At 71.9% G+C, this 17,389-nt stretch carries 13 protein-coding genes; 12 read left to right on the top strand and 1 reads right to left on the bottom strand.

Features of this window, described 5'->3' with window-relative positions:
- Positions 1 to 7: 7 nt before the first annotated feature.
- The 7 genes from AB0J02_RS02410 (at position 8) to obgE (ending at position 9,915) form a co-directional block, all read left to right on the top strand.
- Positions 8 to 913, top strand: a complete 906-nt coding sequence (locus tag AB0J02_RS02410) for a hypothetical protein (RefSeq protein ID WP_363191768.1) — start codon at positions 8 to 10, stop codon at positions 911 to 913.
- 46 nt (positions 914 to 959) lie between these two features.
- The gene (locus tag AB0J02_RS02405; protein ID WP_363191630.1) at positions 960 to 1,745 is read left to right on the top strand and encodes a TIGR03936 family radical SAM-associated protein; all 786 of its coding nucleotides are present in this window, start codon (positions 960 to 962) and stop codon (positions 1,743 to 1,745) included.
- A 242-nt stretch (positions 1,746 to 1,987) separates the two neighbouring features.
- A complete protein-coding gene (locus AB0J02_RS02400) occupies positions 1,988 to 5,983 on the top strand; it encodes an Rne/Rng family ribonuclease (RefSeq protein WP_363191629.1) in 3,996 nt (1,331 codons plus the stop codon).
- Between the two features lie 253 nt (positions 5,984 to 6,236).
- Positions 6,237 to 7,565: a phospholipase D-like domain-containing protein gene (locus AB0J02_RS02395; protein ID WP_363191628.1), complete on the top strand. Its 1,329-nt coding sequence runs from the start codon at positions 6,237 to 6,239 to the stop codon at positions 7,563 to 7,565.
- 177 nt (positions 7,566 to 7,742) lie between these two features.
- A complete protein-coding gene (gene rplU, locus AB0J02_RS02390) occupies positions 7,743 to 8,063 on the top strand; it encodes a 50S ribosomal protein L21 (protein ID WP_324772180.1) in 321 nt (106 codons plus the stop codon).
- An 11-nt stretch (positions 8,064 to 8,074) separates the two neighbouring features.
- Entirely contained in the window at positions 8,075 to 8,332 is a 258-nt protein-coding gene (rpmA, locus tag AB0J02_RS02385; protein ID WP_026245994.1) for a 50S ribosomal protein L27, read from the top strand.
- 134 nt (positions 8,333 to 8,466) lie between these two features.
- A complete protein-coding gene (gene obgE / locus AB0J02_RS02380) occupies positions 8,467 to 9,915 on the top strand; it encodes a GTPase ObgE (RefSeq protein ID WP_363191626.1) in 1,449 nt (482 codons plus the stop codon).
- Between the two features lie 115 nt (positions 9,916 to 10,030).
- On the opposite strand, the gene AB0J02_RS02375 is transcribed toward obgE, so the two are convergent.
- A complete protein-coding gene (locus AB0J02_RS02375; protein WP_363191625.1) occupies positions 10,031 to 12,121 on the bottom strand; it encodes a hypothetical protein in 2,091 nt (696 codons plus the stop codon).
- Between the two features lie 270 nt (positions 12,122 to 12,391).
- On the opposite strand from AB0J02_RS02375, the gene proB reads away from it, so the two are divergent.
- The 5 genes from proB to AB0J02_RS02350 all read left to right on the top strand — a co-directional run bounded on the left by proB (position 12,392) and on the right by AB0J02_RS02350 (position 17,382).
- On the top strand, positions 12,392 to 13,531 hold the full coding sequence (gene proB, locus AB0J02_RS02370) for a glutamate 5-kinase (protein ID WP_363191623.1): 1,140 nt from the start codon (positions 12,392 to 12,394) through the stop codon (positions 13,529 to 13,531).
- Between the two features lie 167 nt (positions 13,532 to 13,698).
- The gene (locus tag AB0J02_RS02365) at positions 13,699 to 14,175 is read left to right on the top strand and encodes a hypothetical protein (RefSeq protein WP_363191622.1); all 477 of its coding nucleotides are present in this window, start codon (positions 13,699 to 13,701) and stop codon (positions 14,173 to 14,175) included.
- 97 nt (positions 14,176 to 14,272) lie between these two features.
- Positions 14,273 to 15,562 carry a glutamate-5-semialdehyde dehydrogenase gene (locus tag AB0J02_RS02360; RefSeq protein ID WP_363191621.1) on the top strand — a complete coding sequence of 430 codons (1,290 nt, stop codon included), beginning with the start codon at positions 14,273 to 14,275 and terminating at the stop codon, positions 15,560 to 15,562.
- Between the two features lie 41 nt (positions 15,563 to 15,603).
- Positions 15,604 to 16,221: a hypothetical protein gene (locus tag AB0J02_RS02355; RefSeq protein WP_363191620.1), complete on the top strand. Its 618-nt coding sequence runs from the start codon at positions 15,604 to 15,606 to the stop codon at positions 16,219 to 16,221.
- A 78-nt stretch (positions 16,222 to 16,299) separates the two neighbouring features.
- The gene (locus AB0J02_RS02350; RefSeq protein ID WP_363191619.1) at positions 16,300 to 17,382 is read left to right on the top strand and encodes a hypothetical protein; all 1,083 of its coding nucleotides are present in this window, start codon (positions 16,300 to 16,302) and stop codon (positions 17,380 to 17,382) included.
- Positions 17,383 to 17,389: the final 7 nt, after the last annotated feature.

Raw genomic sequence — 17,389 nt, 5'->3', positions numbered from 1 at the left:
GTTCGGCCTGGTGCCGGTCGGGCGGGCGCTGGCCTGGCTCGCGCGGGTCCTCGTCGTGGTGCCGGTGGTCTGGTTGTACGCGTGTGTGCTGACGCCGGTGGGACGGGCGATCGCCGTGTTCGGCAGGGGAGTCGCGATCACGCTCGGCTGGTTGGGCAGAGCCCTTTTCGTCTGGCCGTGGCTGGCGTTGTGGCGGTTCGGCCTGGTGCCGGTCGGGCGGGCGCTGGCCTGGCTCGCGCGGGTCCTCGTCGTGGTGCCGGTGGTCTGGTTGTACGCGTATGTGCTGACGCCGATCGGTCATGCAATTGCCTTACTGCGCAAGGGAGTTGGGGTCGCACTCGGCTGGCTCGGCCGGGTCCTCGTCGTGCTGCCCTGCACCTGGGTGTACGCCCACCTGCTCACACCGCTCGGGCACGCGCTCCGGTGGACGGCGCTCGCGCTGGGGCGAGGTGCCGCGACACTCTTGCGGTGGATCTTCGTGGTGCCCGTGCTGGCCGTGTGGCGCTGGGTGCTCGTGCCGGTCGGCGGGGTCCTCGGCGTCCTCGCACGCGAGATCGGCGCCGCCCTCGGGCATGCCTGGCGCGTGGCCGGGTATGTGTCGCTCGCCGTCGGACGCTTTCTCGGACGGCTGCTGCGGTGGCTCCTCGTCGACCCGCTGCGCTGGGCGTACCGCAGCGTGCTCACTCCGGTAGGGCACGTCGTACGCGACCTGGTGTGGCGCCCCGTGACCCGGGTCGCCAGGGAGGTCCGTGCCACCGTCCGGCAGGTAAGGGCCGACGTCCGCCGCGCACTGTTCGGTACGCCACGACCGGCTACGGGCCTGCCTGAACCGCAGGTCAGGGACCGGCGGGAACCTGACGTCGCGTCGACACGTACTCTTGGTAGGAGTACGACCGCACTCACGAAGGACTAGGACACTGGGCAAGCGACAGCCCGTAGGCCCGCCGCCCGCACCCGCGGTGCAGCGCATCCGACTGCGCTACACCAAGCGCGGCCGCCTCCGGTTCACCAGCCACCGAGACTTCCAGCGCGCCTTCGAGCGTGCGCTGCGCCGCGCCGAGGTGCCCATGGCGTACTCGGCGGGGTTCACGCCGCATCCGAAGGCGTCGTACGCCAATGCCGCACCCACCGGCACGGGCAGTGAGGCCGAGTACCTGGAGATCGCGCTCACCGCGTCGCGCGACCCCGAGAAGCTGCGGGCGCTGCTCGACGAGTCGATGCCCGTCGGGCTCGACATCATCGACGCCGTGGAGGCCCGTACCTCGGGCCTGGCCGACCGGCTCGCCGCATCCGTGTGGGAGCTGCGGCTGGACGGAGTGACGGTCGAGGAGGCCGCGCGCGCCGCAGAGGCGTTCCGCGCCGCCGAGACCGTAGAGGTCCAGCGCCGGACGAAGAACGGCATCCGGACGTTCGACGCCCGCGAGGCCGTCGCGAGTCTGGAAGCCGCGGATGTTCCGGCTGATAGGCCCGGCTCCACGGCCTGTGCGATACTGCGCCTGGTTGTTCGGCACGTGACGCCTGCCGTTCGACCCGACGACGTCCTGTCCGGTCTTCGCGCCGTGGCTGACCTGGCGCCGCCGGTCCCCGCAGCGGTGACCAGGCTGGCGCAGGGGCCTTTCGATGAAGAGACCGGCACGGTGACCGACCCGCTCGCGCCCGACCGCGAGGCAGTCCAGGCCGCCCCCCAAACGGAGGCCGCAGGATCTGCCGCCGCGACGGCGTCTGCCGTGGAAGGTTCCGCGTAAGGCGGTCGTCGTAGCGCCGCCCTGGTACTCGGGAGCCACCTGGGTCGGGCAGCGCACCCACCCCAAGGACTTTCGCCAGGCCGTACGTACATCGCGTACCGGAACCGGCGAGAACAGACAGAGAGCCCCCGTGCGGCGCCCGCGCCCCGGACCGGCGGCACCGCGCGACACGCGCGAGCCGCAGACGTCACCGGTCATGGATCAGGCGCGGCGCCCGGGGGCCTGACGGGAGATCCACCCGCATGCCCGAGCAGACCGAACCGAACGACCCCACCGCCACCGCCGTGGGCGACACGCCCAGCGACACCCTGCCCCCGCGCCGTCGGCGCCGGGCCGCGTCGCGCCCCGCGGGACCGCCCGCGGGCAAGGCCGCCGTGGAGACCGCGCCGGCCATACCGGCCGCTGCCGCGGACGCCGAGCCCGAGCTCGACGCCGCCGACGAGGCGACCACCCCCGAGACCTCCCCGGCCGCCGAGGCCCCGGCGCAGGACACCGCGCCCGCCGGCCGCCCGCGCCGCCGCGCCACCCGCCGCGCCTCCGCGCCCGCCGGTGCACCCGTGCAGGACGAGGCCGCGCAGCCCGTGGCCGAGACCGCCGCTCCCGTCGAGGAGCCGGCCGCTCCCGCCGCCGAACCGGCGGCCGAGGACGCGGCCCCGCGCCGCTCCCGCCGCCGTGCCACCCGCGCCGTGACCGCGCCCGCCGCGGAGCAGGCCGAGCAGCCCCAGCAGGCCGCTGAGCCGGTCGCCGAGCCCGAGCCCGCCGCTGTGGAGGCCGAGGCCGCCGCCGAGGCGCCCGCGCCGCGCCGCCGTCGCCGCGCGACCCGTACCGCTGCCGCGCCCGCCGCCGAGGCCCCCGAGGCCGCCGCCGACGAGCCGCAGCCGGTCGCCGCGCCCGAGGAGCCCGCCGCCGTCGAGCAGCCCGCCGAGGACGCGGCCCCGCGCCGCAACCGCCGTCGTGCCACGCGCGCCGTCGCCGCCCCGGAGGCCCAGCAGGCCGAGGCCGCCGCCGCGCCCGCCGAGCAGCGCTCCGAGCAGGCCGACACCGCCGCCGTGACCGAGGTCACGGACGCGGCCGACAGCTCCGACACCTCGGACAGCTCCGACAGCTCCGACAGCTCCGACAGCGAGGACGCCGCGCCGCGCCGCCGTCGCCGCGCCACCCGTAAGGCCGCGGGCGGCTTCGCCGAGCCGAAGTCGTCGCAGCGTTCCGCGTCGAGGGCCGGCCGGGACGAAGAGGGCCCGGGCCGTCCGAAGCGGCCGTCCGTCGCCGTGTTCCAGGCGCCCGTCTTCACCGAGCCGATGTTCCAGACCCCCGAGCGCGCCGCCGCCGCTGCCGCGGCCGAGGCCGCCGAGGAGAAGCCCGCCGAGGCCGAGCCGACGCCCGCCGCCGTTGCCGTCGCCGCCGAGGAGGAGCCGGCCCCGCGCCGCCGCCGCCGCGGCAAGCGCGCCGCCGACGAGCAGCCGGTCGCCGAGCAGCCCGTCGAGGCCGAGCCCGAGGCGGACACCGAGGTCGAGGCCGAGCCGGAGGAGCCCGCCGACCAGGACGACTCGTCCGACGACCACGACGAGAACGGTGACCGCCCGGCCCGTCGCCGCCGTCGCGGTGGCCGCCGCCGTCGCCGCGGCGAGTCCGCCGACAACGACGCCGACAACGACCAGGGCGCGTCCGACGACGACCAGGAGCAGGGCTCCGCGGACGACTCGGACGACCACGACGAGCGTGGCGAGCACGACGAGCGTGACGACCACGACGAGCGCGACGACAGCGCCGCGTCCGGGTCGAGCAGCAGCCGCCGTCGCCGTCGCCGTCGCCGCCGCGCCGGTGACTCGGGTCCGGAGAGCGAGCCGCAGTCGTCCGACGACCCGGAGCGCACGGTCGTCAAGGTCCGTGAGCCCCGCAAGAAGGAGAGCCACGCCGAGCGGTCGACCTCCGCGGACGAGGTGCAGTCCATCAAGGGCTCCACGCGTCTGGAGGCCAAGAAGCAGCGCCGCCGCGAAGGCCGCGAGCAGGGCCGCCGCCGTGTGCCGATCATCACCGAGGCCGAGTTCCTGGCGCGCCGCGAGGCCGTCGAGCGCGTGATGGTCGTCCGCCAGAACGGCGAGCGCACCCAGATCGGCGTGCTCGAGGACGACATCCTCGTCGAGCACTACGTCAACAAGGAGCAGTCGACCTCGTACGTCGGCAACGTCTACCTGGGCAAGGTCCAGAACGTGCTGCCGTCGATGGAGGCCGCCTTCATCGACATCGGCAAGGGCCGCAACGCGGTGCTCTACGCCGGTGAGGTCAACTTCGAGGCGCTGGGCATGGCCAACGGCCCGCGCCGCATCGAGACCGCCCTCAAGTCCGGCCAGTCGGTGCTCGTGCAGGTCACCAAGGACCCGATCGGCCACAAGGGCGCGCGCCTCACCAGCCAGATCTCGCTGCCCGGCCGCTACCTGGTCTACGTGCCCGAGGGCTCGATGACCGGCATCAGCCGCAAGCTCCCGGACACCGAGCGCGCGCGTCTGAAGACCATCCTCAAGAAGATCGTCCCCGAGGACGCGGGCGTCATCGTGCGCACCGCCGCCGAGGGCGCGAGCGAGGACGAGCTGAGCCGCGACGTCGAGCGTCTGCAGGCCCAGTGGGAGGACATCCAGAAGAAGTCCAAGCAGATCTCGACGTCGTCGCCGAGCCTGCTCTACGGCGAGCCGGACATGACGGTCCGCGTCGTGCGCGACATCTTCAACGAGGACTTCTCCAAGGTCATCGTCAGCGGTGACGAGGCGTGGGAGACCATCCACGGCTACGTCAACCACGTGGCGCCCGACCTGTCCGACCGCCTGACGCGGTGGACCAGCGAGGTCGACGTCTTCGCGACGTACCGGATCGACGAGCAGCTCGCCAAGGCGCTCGACCGCAAGGTGTGGTTGCCCTCGGGCGGCTCCCTCGTGATCGACAAGACCGAGGCCATGATCGTCATCGACGTCAACACCGGGAAGTTCACCGGCCAGGGCGGCAACCTCGAAGAGACCGTCACGAGGAACAACCTCGAGGCGGCCGAGGAGATCGTGCGCCAGCTGCGCCTGCGCGACCTGGGCGGCATCGTCGTCATCGACTTCATCGACATGGTCCTGGAGTCCAACCGGGACCTGGTCCTGCGGCGGATGCTCGAATGCCTGGGCCGGGACCGCACCAAGCACCAGGTCGCCGAGGTCACCTCGCTGGGCCTGGTCCAGATGACCCGTAAGCGCGTCGGCCAGGGCCTGTTGGAGTCCTTCTCCGAGACCTGCGTGCACTGCAACGGCCGCGGGGTCATCGTCCACATGGAGCAGCCCGCCTCCGGTGGCGGTGGTGGCGGCAAGCGCAAGAAGCGCCGCGGTGGCAACGGCGCGGACCACCACGAGCACGACGCCGCGCACCTCACGGAGTCGGACGACACCGAGACCGAGGCCGAGGTCGCCGCTGAGACGGCCGCCCCCGTGGCGCTGCCCGAGCCCGACTACAACCCGGACGAGGAGCTGTACTCCAGCGCCGCTGAGGCGGAGGCCGCGGCGAGCCGTGGCGGCCGCTCGCGCCGCCGTGCCACGCGCCGTGCGTCGGCCCCGGCCGGTGCGCCGAAGGAGCCGGTGGCCCAGCAGGCGCCGACGGCTCCCGCGCCCGAGCCCGAGCCGGTCGTCGAGGCCGAGGCCCCGAAGGAGGCCGAGCCCGCGCAGTCCGTGGCGGACGAGGCCCCCGCGCCGCGGACGCGTCGCCGTGCCACCCGTAAGGCCAGCGCGCCCGCCGGTTCGCCGAAGGCGTCCTCCGAGGAGGCCGCCGAGGTGACCGTCGCCGAGCCGGTGAAGGCCGAGGAGCCGGTCAAGGCCGAGGAGGCCCACGTCGTGGCGGAGGCTGCCGAGCCGGCGGCTCCGGCCCGTCCGCGCCGTCGTGCCGTCCGCAAGGCCACCGCCCCCACCACGTCCGAGGAGACGGCCGTCGTGGTCGTCCCGTCGGCCGCGGAGGAGGCCGGCCCCGCGGAGTCCGCGGCCGAGGAGGCCGGGGACGAGGCGCCCGCCGCCAAGAAGACGGCCCGTAAGACGGCCAAGAAGGCGACGGCGAAGAAGGCCGCCACCAAGAAGACCGCGGCAAAGAAGACGGCCGCGAAGAAGACGACGGCCAAGAAGGCGGCGAAGGCGCCCGCCAAGAAGACGGCCGCGAAGAAGACCGCGGCGGCCGAGCAGCAGTCGCTGCCGTCCGTCTCGGCGACGGCCGACGAGGCCTGAGGCACCGTCCGGGAGACCGGACAGGGCGACGCCCCCGCACAGCCACGCGCTGCGCGGGGGCGTCGTCGTACGTCGCGGTGTTCCCGGTCGCCGTGTGCGTGACGATCCTCATGTCTCTAATGTCTCGATGAGCACTCAATTCGACCCCGCCTCTTGGAGCCCGGTCAACTACCTGTAAAACTCACCAGTCGTACAAGTGAATGCGGGGGCGCGCGTTGGGGAGACGGGCGCTCGTGCCAGGGGAGGGGTTGCGATGGCGCACGTGCGTCTCAGAGGCACGGGACGACACCGGGCCGTGAAGCCGGCCAAGGGCGGACGGCAGGCCGTGGCGCTGGCCACCGTGCTCTCGGCGGCCGGTCTGCAGGCGGGACTCTCCGCGGGCACCGCGTCGGCCGAGACCACGCCGACCTGGACCGAGGGGCCCATCTTCAACAACCCTCTGGGCACCGCCGAGCAGCAGTACGCGATCCGTACGCGCCTGGTCGAGCTGACGAACGCGGCGCTGCCCGGCTCGTACATCAAGGTCGCCGTCTACCACGTGTGGGAGGCCACGGTCTCCGACGCGCTGGTGGCCGCCAAGAACCGCGGTGTGAACGTGCAGATCGTGCTCGACTCGTCCAGCGTGAAGGACCGCCCCGACAACCCGGTGTACGGCCAGCTGAAGGCGGCCCTGGGCACCAGCCGGACCAGCCCGTCGTTCGTGACGCTGTGCCCGACCGACAAGTCCTGCCTGGGCGACCCCAAGTTCGGCAAGTCGATCATGCACAACAAGTTCTGGCTCTTCTCGGCCGTCCGGGGCGCCACGAACGTCGTCGTGCAGACCACGTCGAACTCGACGCCGTCCGCGAACACGAAGTTCTTCAACGACGCCCTTCAGCTGCCCAACAACCGGGTTCTGTACGGGGCGTACGCGGACTACTTCGACGACATGGCCGCCAAGCTGTGGAAGGACTGGGACTACCGCACCGTCAGCAACGGCCACTACAAGGCGTACTTCTTCCCGCGGGCCGGCACGACCAACTCGACGGACACGCTGTACTCGGTGCTCAACAACGTCTCCTGCACCTACAAGGACGCGGGCGGCGTGAAGCGCAGCACCATCGTGCGGGCCGCGATCTTCCAGATCACCCGGCAGGCCATCGCCGACAAGCTGGTCGCGCTGAAGAAGGCGGGCTGCACCGTCAGCATCGAGTACGCCACCGCCGACGCCGGCACCTGGAAGACGATGAACGCCACGGGCGCACCGCCCGCGCGCTGCTACAACGACGACCGGGACCCGCTGCACCCGGGCACCAAGCTCACGACGCCGTTCATCATCCACACCAAGTACGTGGCGATCGACGGCTGGTACGACGGCGCGCGCAACAAGATCACGTTCACCGGCTCGCAGAACGCCTCGGGACCGGCGCTGCGGGAGAACGACGAGGCGTACGTCAAGATCGACGACGACTCCGTGCACGACACGTACCGCGCGCACTTCGCCAACGTGTGGAACGTCGCGTACCCGGGGTCGAACGACAACACGAACCTGTGCAAGGGCGTCAAGGTCCTGCCGCAGGACGGTGAGGTCAAGACGGCGTGAGAGGGCCGGTTTGACCCTGCTCAGGGCTGCCCCGTAACCTTGACCGTCGGCGTGTCCATAGAGACGCCGCACTCCCGTAAACCTATGTCCTCCGGGCGCATCCTTCTGTGATCGCCCGGAGAGGCCGCTTCGCGCGGCTGGACTGCGGGGGTCCCGTTCCGAGCGAAAGAGAGATCCGTGTACGCCATCGTGCGCAGCGGTGGTCGTCAGCACAAGGTTGCTGTCGACGACATCGTTGAGGTTGACAAGCTTCCCACCGCCAAGGTTGGCGACACCGTAGAGCTCTCTACGCTGCTCGTTGTCGACGGCGACGCCGTGACCAGCGACCCGTGGGTGCTGGCCGGGATCAAGGTTCAGGCCGAGGTCGTGGACCACCACAAGGGTGCGAAGATCGACATCCTTCGCTACAAGAACAAGACCGGCTACCGCCGTCGTCAGGGCCACCGCCAGCAGTACACGGCGATCAAGGTCACTGAGATCCCCGCGGCTGCGAAGTAAGGGACTGAGACATGGCACACAAGAAGGGCGCATCGTCCACTCGGAACGGGCGCGACTCCAATGCTCAGCGGCTCGGCGTGAAGCGCTTCGGCGGCCAGACCGTCAACGCCGGTGAGATCCTGGTCCGCCAGCGCGGCACCCACTTCCACCCCGGCAACGGTGTGGGTCGTGGCAAGGACGACACGCTGTTCGCGCTCGACGCCGGTGCGGTGGAGTTCGGTACCCACCGTGGCCGCAAGGTCGTGAACATCGTTCCGGTCGCCGCCTGAAAGGCAGCTTGACCGGTACTTTTCGCGAGGCGGACCTCACTTCCCTCCTGGGGAAGCGGGTCCGCCTTTCGCGTGTTGTTAATGAACACAGCACGCAGTAGCAATTCCCCGTACGTTTCTGGAGGCACTGACCAATGACCACCTTCGTGGACCGCGTCGAGCTGCATGTCGCCGCGGGTAGCGGGGGCCACGGCTGTGCCTCCGTTCACCGTGAGAAGTTCAAGCCGCTCGGCGGCCCGGACGGCGGCAACGGCGGCCGTGGCGGCGACGTCATCCTGGTCGTGGACCAGTCGGTGACGACGCTCCTCGACTACCACCACTCCCCGCACCGCAAGGCCACCGCCGGCAGGCCCGGCGAGGGCGGCAACCGCTCCGGCAAGGACGGCGAGGACCTGGTCCTGCCCGTCCCCGACGGCACGGTCGTCCTCGACAAGCAGGGCAACGTCCTGGCGGACCTCGTCGGCCAGGGCACGACCTTCATCGCCGCCCAGGGCGGCCGCGGCGGCCTCGGCAACGCGGCCCTCGCCTCGGCCCGCCGCAAGGCCCCCGGCTTCGCGCTGCTCGGCGTCCCCGGCGACCTGCGCGACGTCGTGCTGGAGCTGAAGACCGTCGCCGACGTCGCTCTGGTGGGTTACCCGAGCGCCGGCAAGTCCTCGCTCATCTCGGTGCTCTCGGCCGCCAAGCCGAAGATCGCCGACTACCCCTTCACGACGCTGGTCCCGAACCTCGGCGTCGTCACGGCCGGCGCGACGGTCTACACGATCGCCGACGTGCCGGGCCTGATCCCGGGCGCCAGCCAGGGCAAGGGCCTCGGCCTGGAGTTCCTGCGGCACGTCGAGCGCTGCTCGGTCCTCGTGCACGTACTCGACACGGCGACCCTGGAGTCCGACCGCGACCCCGTCTCCGACCTCGACGTCATCGAGGCCGAGCTGCGGGAGTACGGCGCGGGCCTGGAGAACCGGCCGCGGCTCGTCGTCCTCAACAAGATCGACGTGCCCGACGGCCAGGACCTCGCCGAGATGGTCCGGCCCGAGCTGGAGGCCCGCGGCTACCGCGTCTTCGAGGTGTCGGCCGTCGCCCACAGGGGCCTCAAGGAGCTGTCGTTCGCGCTGGCCGAGCTGGTGGGCGGCGCGCGTGCCGCCAAGCCGAAGGAGGAGGCGACCCGCATCGTCATCCGCCCGAAGGCCGTGGACGACTCGGGCTTCACCGTGGTCCGCGAGGATGTCGACGGGGAGCCGCTGTTCCGGGTGCGCGGCGAGAAGCCGGAGCGCTGGGTGCGCCAGACCGACTTCAACAACGACGAGGCCGTCGGCTACCTCGCCGACCGGCTCAGCCGCCTCGGCGTGGAGGACCAGCTGATGAAGGCGGGCGCCCGCAGTGGTGACGGCGTCGCCATCGGCCCCGAGGACAACGCGGTCGTCTTCGACTGGGAGCCCACCATGATGGCGGGCGCCGAGATGCTCGGCCGCCGTGGCGAGGACCACCGCATGGAGGCGCCGCGTCCGGCCACCCAGCGCCGCCGCGACAAGCAGGCGGAGCGGGACGAGGCGGACAAGGCCTACGACGACTTCAAGCCCTTCTAGGCCCTGGAGCAGGGCCGCACAGCCCTGCACGCTGGTCTTTGAGCAGGTCTTCGGCATGAGAGAGGGCCCGGGAGAAATCTCCCGGGCCCTCTCTCATGCTCGCGCGCGGCAGGCGCTACGCCGTGACGTCCTCCGACTCCGGGGCGGCCTCCGACGCCATCGCGTCGGCCACCTGCTCCTCTACGGAGTCCTCACGCTGCGCGGGGATCTCCGCGTCGCCCCGCGCGGCCATCCGCACGCGGCGCTCGTCGGCGCGGGCGCACAGGGCGGCCACACCGGCGTTGAAGCGGTCGATGGACGGCGGGTCGGAGGGGCCCAGGAGGTGCTCCTTGAGCTCCAGACGCGCCTCGGCGTACACATCCTCGCTCTCGCCGCGAACGGCCGCGAGAAGGCCGGGTACGCCCTTGGCGTCGGGTGCCAGGATCGTCGCGGCGCTCACCGTGGGGAAGCCGGTGCGGAAATCCGCCTCCGACAGGCCCGAGGTGTTCGCGACGGCGTACGGCTTCTCGCCGGCCAGCCAGTCGGAGACGACCGAGGAGACGTCGGAGACGAGCACGTCGGCCTGGTTGAAGCAGGTGAAGATCGCGGGGCGGGCCTCGGTGACGATCAGGTGCTCCCACTCGGGGAACGAGGCCCAGTACGCCTGCTCCCACGCCGCCGTCGCCTCGGCCACGGCGGCCTGCCGGTCGCCGTCGGGACGGCCCTGCAGCAGCATCTTCTCCATCTCGTCGGCGCTGGTGCGGAACGACGTGGAGGTCAGCTTGTCGAGCGTCGCGGCGCGGCGGGCCAGCTCGGCGGCGGCCTCGGGGCCCGGACGGGCGCCGGAGCGGCGGGTGTTGGCCTCGCGGATCATCGCCATGATGCGCGCGTTGGCGGCGCCCGCGGCGGGGACCTGCGAACCGGTCATCGGGTGCGGCTTGTAGACCAGACGCACCCGGTCGTCGGCGAGCAGGTGCCGCACGATGTTCTCGCCGGCCAGGATCACCGAGGTGTTGCCGGGGTTGCCGTCCCAGCCCTCCCAGGTGGGGGCGTACAGGACCGTCGTGAAGGCGCCCTTCGCGGGGCCCGTGCCGACGGTGATCGGGGCCAGCTGCGGGCGGCCCACCTCGACGACGTCCTTGTCCTCGACGCCGACGTCGGCCAGCTGGTAGCGGTCGCGGGCCGCGGGTCCCGCCACCCACACCTCGTCGTACGCCTTCGCGTACGGGTTGCAGGAGGAGAGCTTGTCGGACTCGCCGTGGTTGATGAACGCGTGCTTGATCGTCGGGATGCGCAGCACCTGCGAGGTCTTCGCCGCGTTCGCCGGGTGCAGCATCATCTTCAGCGTCGAGTTCTCCAGCGAGAACATCGAGGCGACCTTCGGGAAGCAGATGACCGGCACGTCGGTGGCGTCGATCTTGTTCACCATGAAGCGCTCGCGCAGCACGATCAGCGGCTTGCCGTCCACGTCGGCGAGCGTGGAGAGCCACATGTTCGCCTGGTACGCGGAGGTGGTGCCGCCCGAGAAGTACATGGCCACGGTCGGCTTGTAGTTCGCCAGCCACTTGTCCAGCCACGCCATGACCTTCGCCTCGCTCAGCGCCCGCTTCTTGGGCAGCAGCCAGGTGGCCAGGTACAGCGTGCCGCCGCCGAACAGGACGATCGAGAGGCCGATGCCGATGCCGCCCCAGTACGCGTCGGTCGTCGCGGCCGTGAGCAGCAGGCCGACGGTGGCCGGGATCGAGAAGGTCAGCATGCGGTGGCTGGAGCGGCGGGCCAGGATGCGCGGAGGGGCCGCGGACAGCCGCAGCTCCGAGGCGTCGATGTTGCGCGTGAGGATCGGCAGCGTGCGGGTGCGGCGCACCAGGACCGCGGCGGCCTGGCAGCCGAAGTGCAGCACGTACACGGCCAGCAGCGCGAAGAGCAGCGGCGCCTGCTCGCCCAGCGGCTCGATGCCGTCGATGCGCAGCAGGCCGACGAGGATCAGCATGTCGCGCAGCAGCTGTCGCACGGTGACGTCGAAGCGCACCTTGCCCAGGAGGGTCAGCAGGCCCGGCTGCTTGTACTGCATATACGTGTCGAGGGCGAGGCCGGCCGCGCTCGCGGCGACGAACACCGGTACGTACGGAAGTGACGCGCTGACGAGCTGGGCCACGTAGAGCGCGAACATCGCGAACAGCGTGGAGAGCTGCACGATGCGGCGCGGGGCAAGTCCGGCGGAGGGCACGGGCTGGGCTCCTGGCAGGGATTAGGAGGGGATCAGGGAGGGGGGTGCGACCGTGGGGGGTGATCCACCTCGGTGAAGAGGCTGACCACTGACCGTATGACTTCCAGAGGTCCCGTAGCAATCCTCCGTGACGGCAATCACCCGATAAAGGGGCAAAGGGCATGGAACCCGAGGGCCCAAATCCCCGTCCGCGGCCCGGCGGGTCGCGGTGTTGTCCGCTCCGCGAAACCCCAGCGCGTCCGCGTGGTCACGTCACGTAGATTGCGGAGCATGTCAGGGGCAACACGTGCGGCACGGCAGGGCGTGGCGGAAGCGCGCCGGATCGTGGTCAAGGTCGGATCGTCATCGCTCACCACGGCCGCGGGGGGCCTGGACGCGGACCGCGTCGACGCCCTCGTCGACGTCCTGGCCAAGCAGCGCTCCGGCGGGGAGCGGGAGATCGTCCTCGTCTCCTCCGGAGCCATCGCCGCCGGACTCGCCCCGCTCGGCCTGACCCGCCGCCCCAAGGACCTCGCCCGCCAGCAGGCCGCGGCGAGCGTGGGACAGGGCCTCCTGGTGGCGCGCTACACCGCCTCCTTCGCGCGCTACGGCGTCCGCGTCGGCCAGCTCCTGCTCACCAGCGACGACATGGCCCGCCGCACCCACCACCGCAACGCCTCGCGCACCGTCGACCAGCTCCTCGCGATGGGCGCCTTCCCGGTCGTCAACGAGAACGACACCGTCGCCACCGACGAGATCCGCTTCGGCGACAACGACCGGCTCGCCGCCCTCGTCGCCCACCTCGTCCACGCCGACCTGCTGGTCCTCCTCTCCGACGTGGACGGCCTCTACGACGGCGACCCCAGCAGGCCCGGCAGCTCCCGCATCGCCGAGGTGCGCGACCCCGCCGACATCGCGCACGTCAGGATCGGCAGCACCGGGAAGGCGGGCGTCGGCACCGGCGGCATGGTCACCAAGGTCGAGGCCGCCTCGATCGCGGCCGCGGCCGGCATCCCCGTCGTCCTCACCGGCGCCAGCCACGCCGCCGACGCCCTCGCCGCCCGCGACACCGGCACGTACTTCCACCGCACGGGCCGGCGCAGCGCCGACCGGCTGCTGTGGCTCCAGCACGCCTCCACCCCGCGCGGCGCGCTCACCCTGGACGACGGCGCCGTACGGGCCGTGGTCGAGCGGCGCACCTCACTGCTGCCGGCCGGAATCGCCGCCGTGGAGGGCGAGTTCAGCGCGGGCGACCCGGTCGAACTGCGCGACGAGAGCGGCCGGGCGGTCGCCCGGGGCCTGGTCAACTTCGACGCCAAGGAGATCCCGCAGCTGATCGGCCGCTCCACCCGGGAGCTCGCCCGCGACCTCGGCCCCGCCTACGAACGAGAAGTCGTACACAGGGACGATCTGGTCCTCCTCAGGGCGTGATCCTTGCCCGTCTGCCTTCGAAACCGTTGTGCAATCGGCCGAAAGCCTGCCACCCGAGGGGGACCTTCCTCAAAACCACCCCACGACGTCTCGTGTCCTGCTCAACTCTTGATGCAGGGACCTCATGCAGGGAAGTTCCGCACGACCATTGCGCAAAGGAGGCCGTCGTGAGACGAGCGCGCCCGGGGGCGACGCCCCGAGGGTCGGCGGAGCGGGCACTGACCAGCGTGGCCGCCGGGGCGGCGTACGAGGAGGGGACCGCGGGCGACTTCGGCTCCGACCCCGGCGCGATGGCCGAAGCGGGACCCCGCCTGTGGCACATCACACTCAGCGTCTCGGGCGCCGAGTCCCCCCTCGCGGAGATCCGCCGCGGCCTCGAACAACTCGCCCACGACCACCCGTTTCTGCTGACCAGCCGCTATGCGGTCGACCACGCGGAGATCCGCTACTGGGAAGAGGCCCGCGACCTGCACGACGCGGCGGCCGTGGCGCTGCGCCTGTGGGGCGAGCACCGCCAGACCTCGCGGCTGCCGCCCTGGGAGATCGTCGGCCTGGAGGTCATCGACCGCCAGACCTATCACCACCGCATCGCGGAGGGTTACGGCCCGCTCCCCGCCACCCCGGTGGGCGTGCACCCTTTCTAGGAGCCGTCACCGCCGCCGAACCTGCACCTTTTCGGCCATGTCTCAGCCCCCGGAACAGGATCTGGACGCCCGCCCGTCCCCCGTTACCCTGCGGAGCATGACGTCGCCTTCGCTCAACCCGTACGACTCGATGACTCCGGTCACCCGGGTCGCCTACCGCGCCCGCGCCGCCGCCAACGACCTCGCCCCGCTGCCGCGCGCGGAGAAGGACGACGCGCTTGCCGCGATCGCCGACGCCCTCGAGGTACGCACCGCCGAGATCGTCGAGGCCAACGCCGAGGACATCGCCCGCGCCCGCGAGGCCGGCACCAGCGAGTCGGTCATCGACCGGCTGACCCTGACCCCCGAGCGGGTCCGCGCCATCGCCTCCGACGTGCGCGACGTCATCGCCCTGCCCGACCCGGTCGGCACGGTCGTCCGCGGCAACACGCTCCCGAACGGCATCGACCTGCGCCAGGTCCGCGTCCCGCTCGGCGTCGTCGGCATCATCTACGAGGCCCGCCCGAACGTGACGGTCGACGCCGCCGCCCTCTGCCTCAAATCGGGCAACGCCGTACTCCTGCGCGGCAGTTCCTCCGCGTACGCCTCGAACACCGCGCTCGTGCGCGTGCTGCGCGACGCCGTCGGCGGCAGCGGCCTGCCCGCCGACGCCGTCCAGCTCGTGCCCGGCGAGAGCCGCGACTCGGTCACCGAACTCATGCGCGCCCGCGGCCTCGTCGACGTCCTGATCCCGCGCGGCGGCGCCTCCCTCATCAAGAACGTCGTGGAGAACTCGATCGTGCCCGTGATCGAGACCGGCACCGGCAACTGCCACGTGTACGTCGACGCCGACACCGACATCGACATGGCCGTCGACATCCTCGTCAACTCCAAGGCGCAGCGCCCCTCCGTCTGCAACGCCGCCGAGACGCTCCTGGTCCACCAGGACATCGCCGACGCGTTCGTGCCGCGCGCCCTGGACGCACTCGCCGACGCGGGCGTCACCGTCCACGCCGACCCGCGGATCCTCGCGTACGCGGACCGGACCAAGGCCACCGTCGTCGAGGCGACCCACGACGACTGGGAGACCGAGTACCTCTCGTACGACATCGCCGCCGCCGTCGTCGATGACCTGGACAAGGCCGTCGAGCACATCCGGCTGTGGTCCTCGGGGCACACGGAGGCCATCGTCACCACGTCCCAGCAGGCCGCCCGCCGCTTCACCCAGCTCGTCGACTCCACGACCGTCGCGGTCAACGCCTCCACCCGCTTCACCGACGGCGGCCAGTTCGGCTTCGGCGCCGAGATCGGCATCTCCACCCAGAAACTGCACGCCCGCGGCCCCATGGGACTGCCGGAACTGACGAGCACGAAGTACATCGTCACCGGCGACGGTCACATCCGTTAAGCAGTGTCTTGTGGGGTGAATTCCCTTACCGTCTGCCCAAATTGACCCCTCAGGTCTACTCTGGAGAGGTGCCGGAGGACGTGGGGGGCGCGCCGTTCCCGGACGGCTGGGAGCCCGACGACGACCACGACCGCGGGGGCTGGGACGAAGAGTTCGCCTCCGTGGTCTTCGATGAGGACTTCGTGCGGGCCGCCGAAGTCCATGAGCCCACCGCGGTCGAGCGGCTGCTCGCCGCCGCCCAGGCGCGCGCCGAGGCCCAGGAGGCCGAGGCCCGCCGGGCGCGCACCCGCCGCGGCCCCGACGACGACTTCTACGAGGACGGCGAAGGGTTCGGGACGGCGGGCGCGGGCCGGTTCGGGCACGTGCCGGACGACGCCGACGGCCTGTACGAGGAAGGGCTGGAGGCGGACGGCAGGGCGGGAGCGCACGCGGGCATGGTCCGCTGGCGCAGGCCCGTCGCCTGGGCGCTCGCCCTGCTCATGGGCGTCGGCATGGTCGCCCTGGCCTTCACGGCCGTCTACCGTGGCGCCGCGGCCGGCCGCCAGGACCAGGTCCCGCCGCCCGCGACGACGGAGCTGGAGAAGGGCGCCCCGAGCCTGCCCTCCGCCTCCGCGGACTATTCGCAGCCGGCGGTTTCCGCGGTCCCGAGAACGCCTTGAGCGGTCGCGCGGGGCGCTGTCAGAAGTTGTCGTGCACCAGGGCGTTTACCGGAGGTCCCGGAGACCTACCCTGAAGGTATGGGCGGGCCAGTGGACCCACCGGAGGGGTCACCGGAAGGCGGACCCGGCGGTGGCGGCGCAAGTGACGACGAGTACCGATCCGTCGTGTTCGACGAGTCGTTCGTCCGGGCTGCCCGCCTCCAGGAGTTCTCCGCGCAGGAACGGATCACCGACCACGCGCCCGCCGTGCGCCGCACACCCGCGCTGCGCCGCGGCCTGACCAGGCAGGTCGTCATACTCGTCGTCCTGATCGTCATCGCCTTCGGCACCGCGATCTACATGGGCGTGCGCAGCCCGTACCGCACGGCCCCCGTCGCCCGGCACACCGAACCGCTGCGGATGACCGTGATCCCGCTCGCCCCGACCGGGGCGGTCCCGGGCTCCGGCTCCGTCCGCGACCTGTACGAGCACAGCCCCGCCGCCCAGTTCCGCACCGCCGCCGACGGCATCGCACTGCCGGCCGCCGTCCGCCGCACCGCGCACTTCTCCGACAGCCAGGTCGTCACCGCGCTGACCACCGCCAAGGACTATCTCGTCGACTCCTCGCTCGACCCCGACGTGCTCACCGGGGGAGCGGTCAGGACCGTGCGCATGCTCGTCGACCCGCAGCAGCTCGACCAGTTCGACCAGAGCTTCGACCAGCCCGTCGTGGACGGGCGGCACGCGGCGACCGGCTGGCTCGTCCGCTTCGACCCGGCGCAGGCCGAGCTCGCCGACCCGCACATCCGCGTCCAGGGCACGCTGCACGCCGCCGAGACCGACACGGACTCCCTCGAAGTGACCTCCGACCACACGTTCGTGTACGCGCTGCGGCCGGCGGGCGCCGTCGACGGGGCGCGGGCCTCCCTGTTCACGGTCCGCCGCGAGCTGCACTTCCGCTTCGACCGCGAGGACCTGCGCAACCACCAGGCCGAGCTGCTGGTGTCCTACGTCCAGGCGGGCCCGCTCTCCTGCTCCGTGGACTCCGCCGAACACCTGCACCCGCTGCTCGCGGGCCAGACGGCGAAGAAGGACGGCCCGGCGGGTACCGACCCGTACGCGACGGGCGGTGCGACCGCGCTGTGCGGCGCGCTCGCACCGAGCGCCCAGCCGTCCGTCTGACGCTGAA

Origin of the sequence: Streptomyces sp. NPDC050264 (assembly GCF_040655895.1) — a bacterium.
Taxonomy (GTDB): Bacteria; Actinomycetota; Actinomycetes; order Streptomycetales; family Streptomycetaceae; genus Streptomyces.
This window is presented reverse-complemented; position numbering and strand designations above follow the sequence as displayed.

Excerpts from the sequence above, each read along its gene's own strand:
- AB0J02_RS02400 (WP_363191629.1), top strand. The coding sequence starts at position 1,988 with ATGCCCGAGCAGACCGAACCGAACGACCCCACCGCCACCGCCGTGGGC.
- obgE (WP_363191626.1), top strand. The coding sequence starts at position 8,467 with ATGACCACCTTCGTGGACCGCGTCGAGCTGCATGTCGCCGCGGGTAGC.
- proB (WP_363191623.1), top strand. The coding sequence starts at position 12,392 with ATGTCAGGGGCAACACGTGCGGCACGGCAGGGCGTGGCGGAAGCGCGC.
- AB0J02_RS02350 (WP_363191619.1), top strand. The coding sequence starts at position 16,300 with ATGGGCGGGCCAGTGGACCCACCGGAGGGGTCACCGGAAGGCGGACCC.
- AB0J02_RS02395 (WP_363191628.1), top strand. The coding sequence starts at position 6,237 with ATGGCGCACGTGCGTCTCAGAGGCACGGGACGACACCGGGCCGTGAAG.
- AB0J02_RS02360 (WP_363191621.1), top strand. The coding sequence starts at position 14,273 with ATGACGTCGCCTTCGCTCAACCCGTACGACTCGATGACTCCGGTCACC.
- rpmA (WP_026245994.1), top strand. The coding sequence starts at position 8,075 with ATGGCACACAAGAAGGGCGCATCGTCCACTCGGAACGGGCGCGACTCC.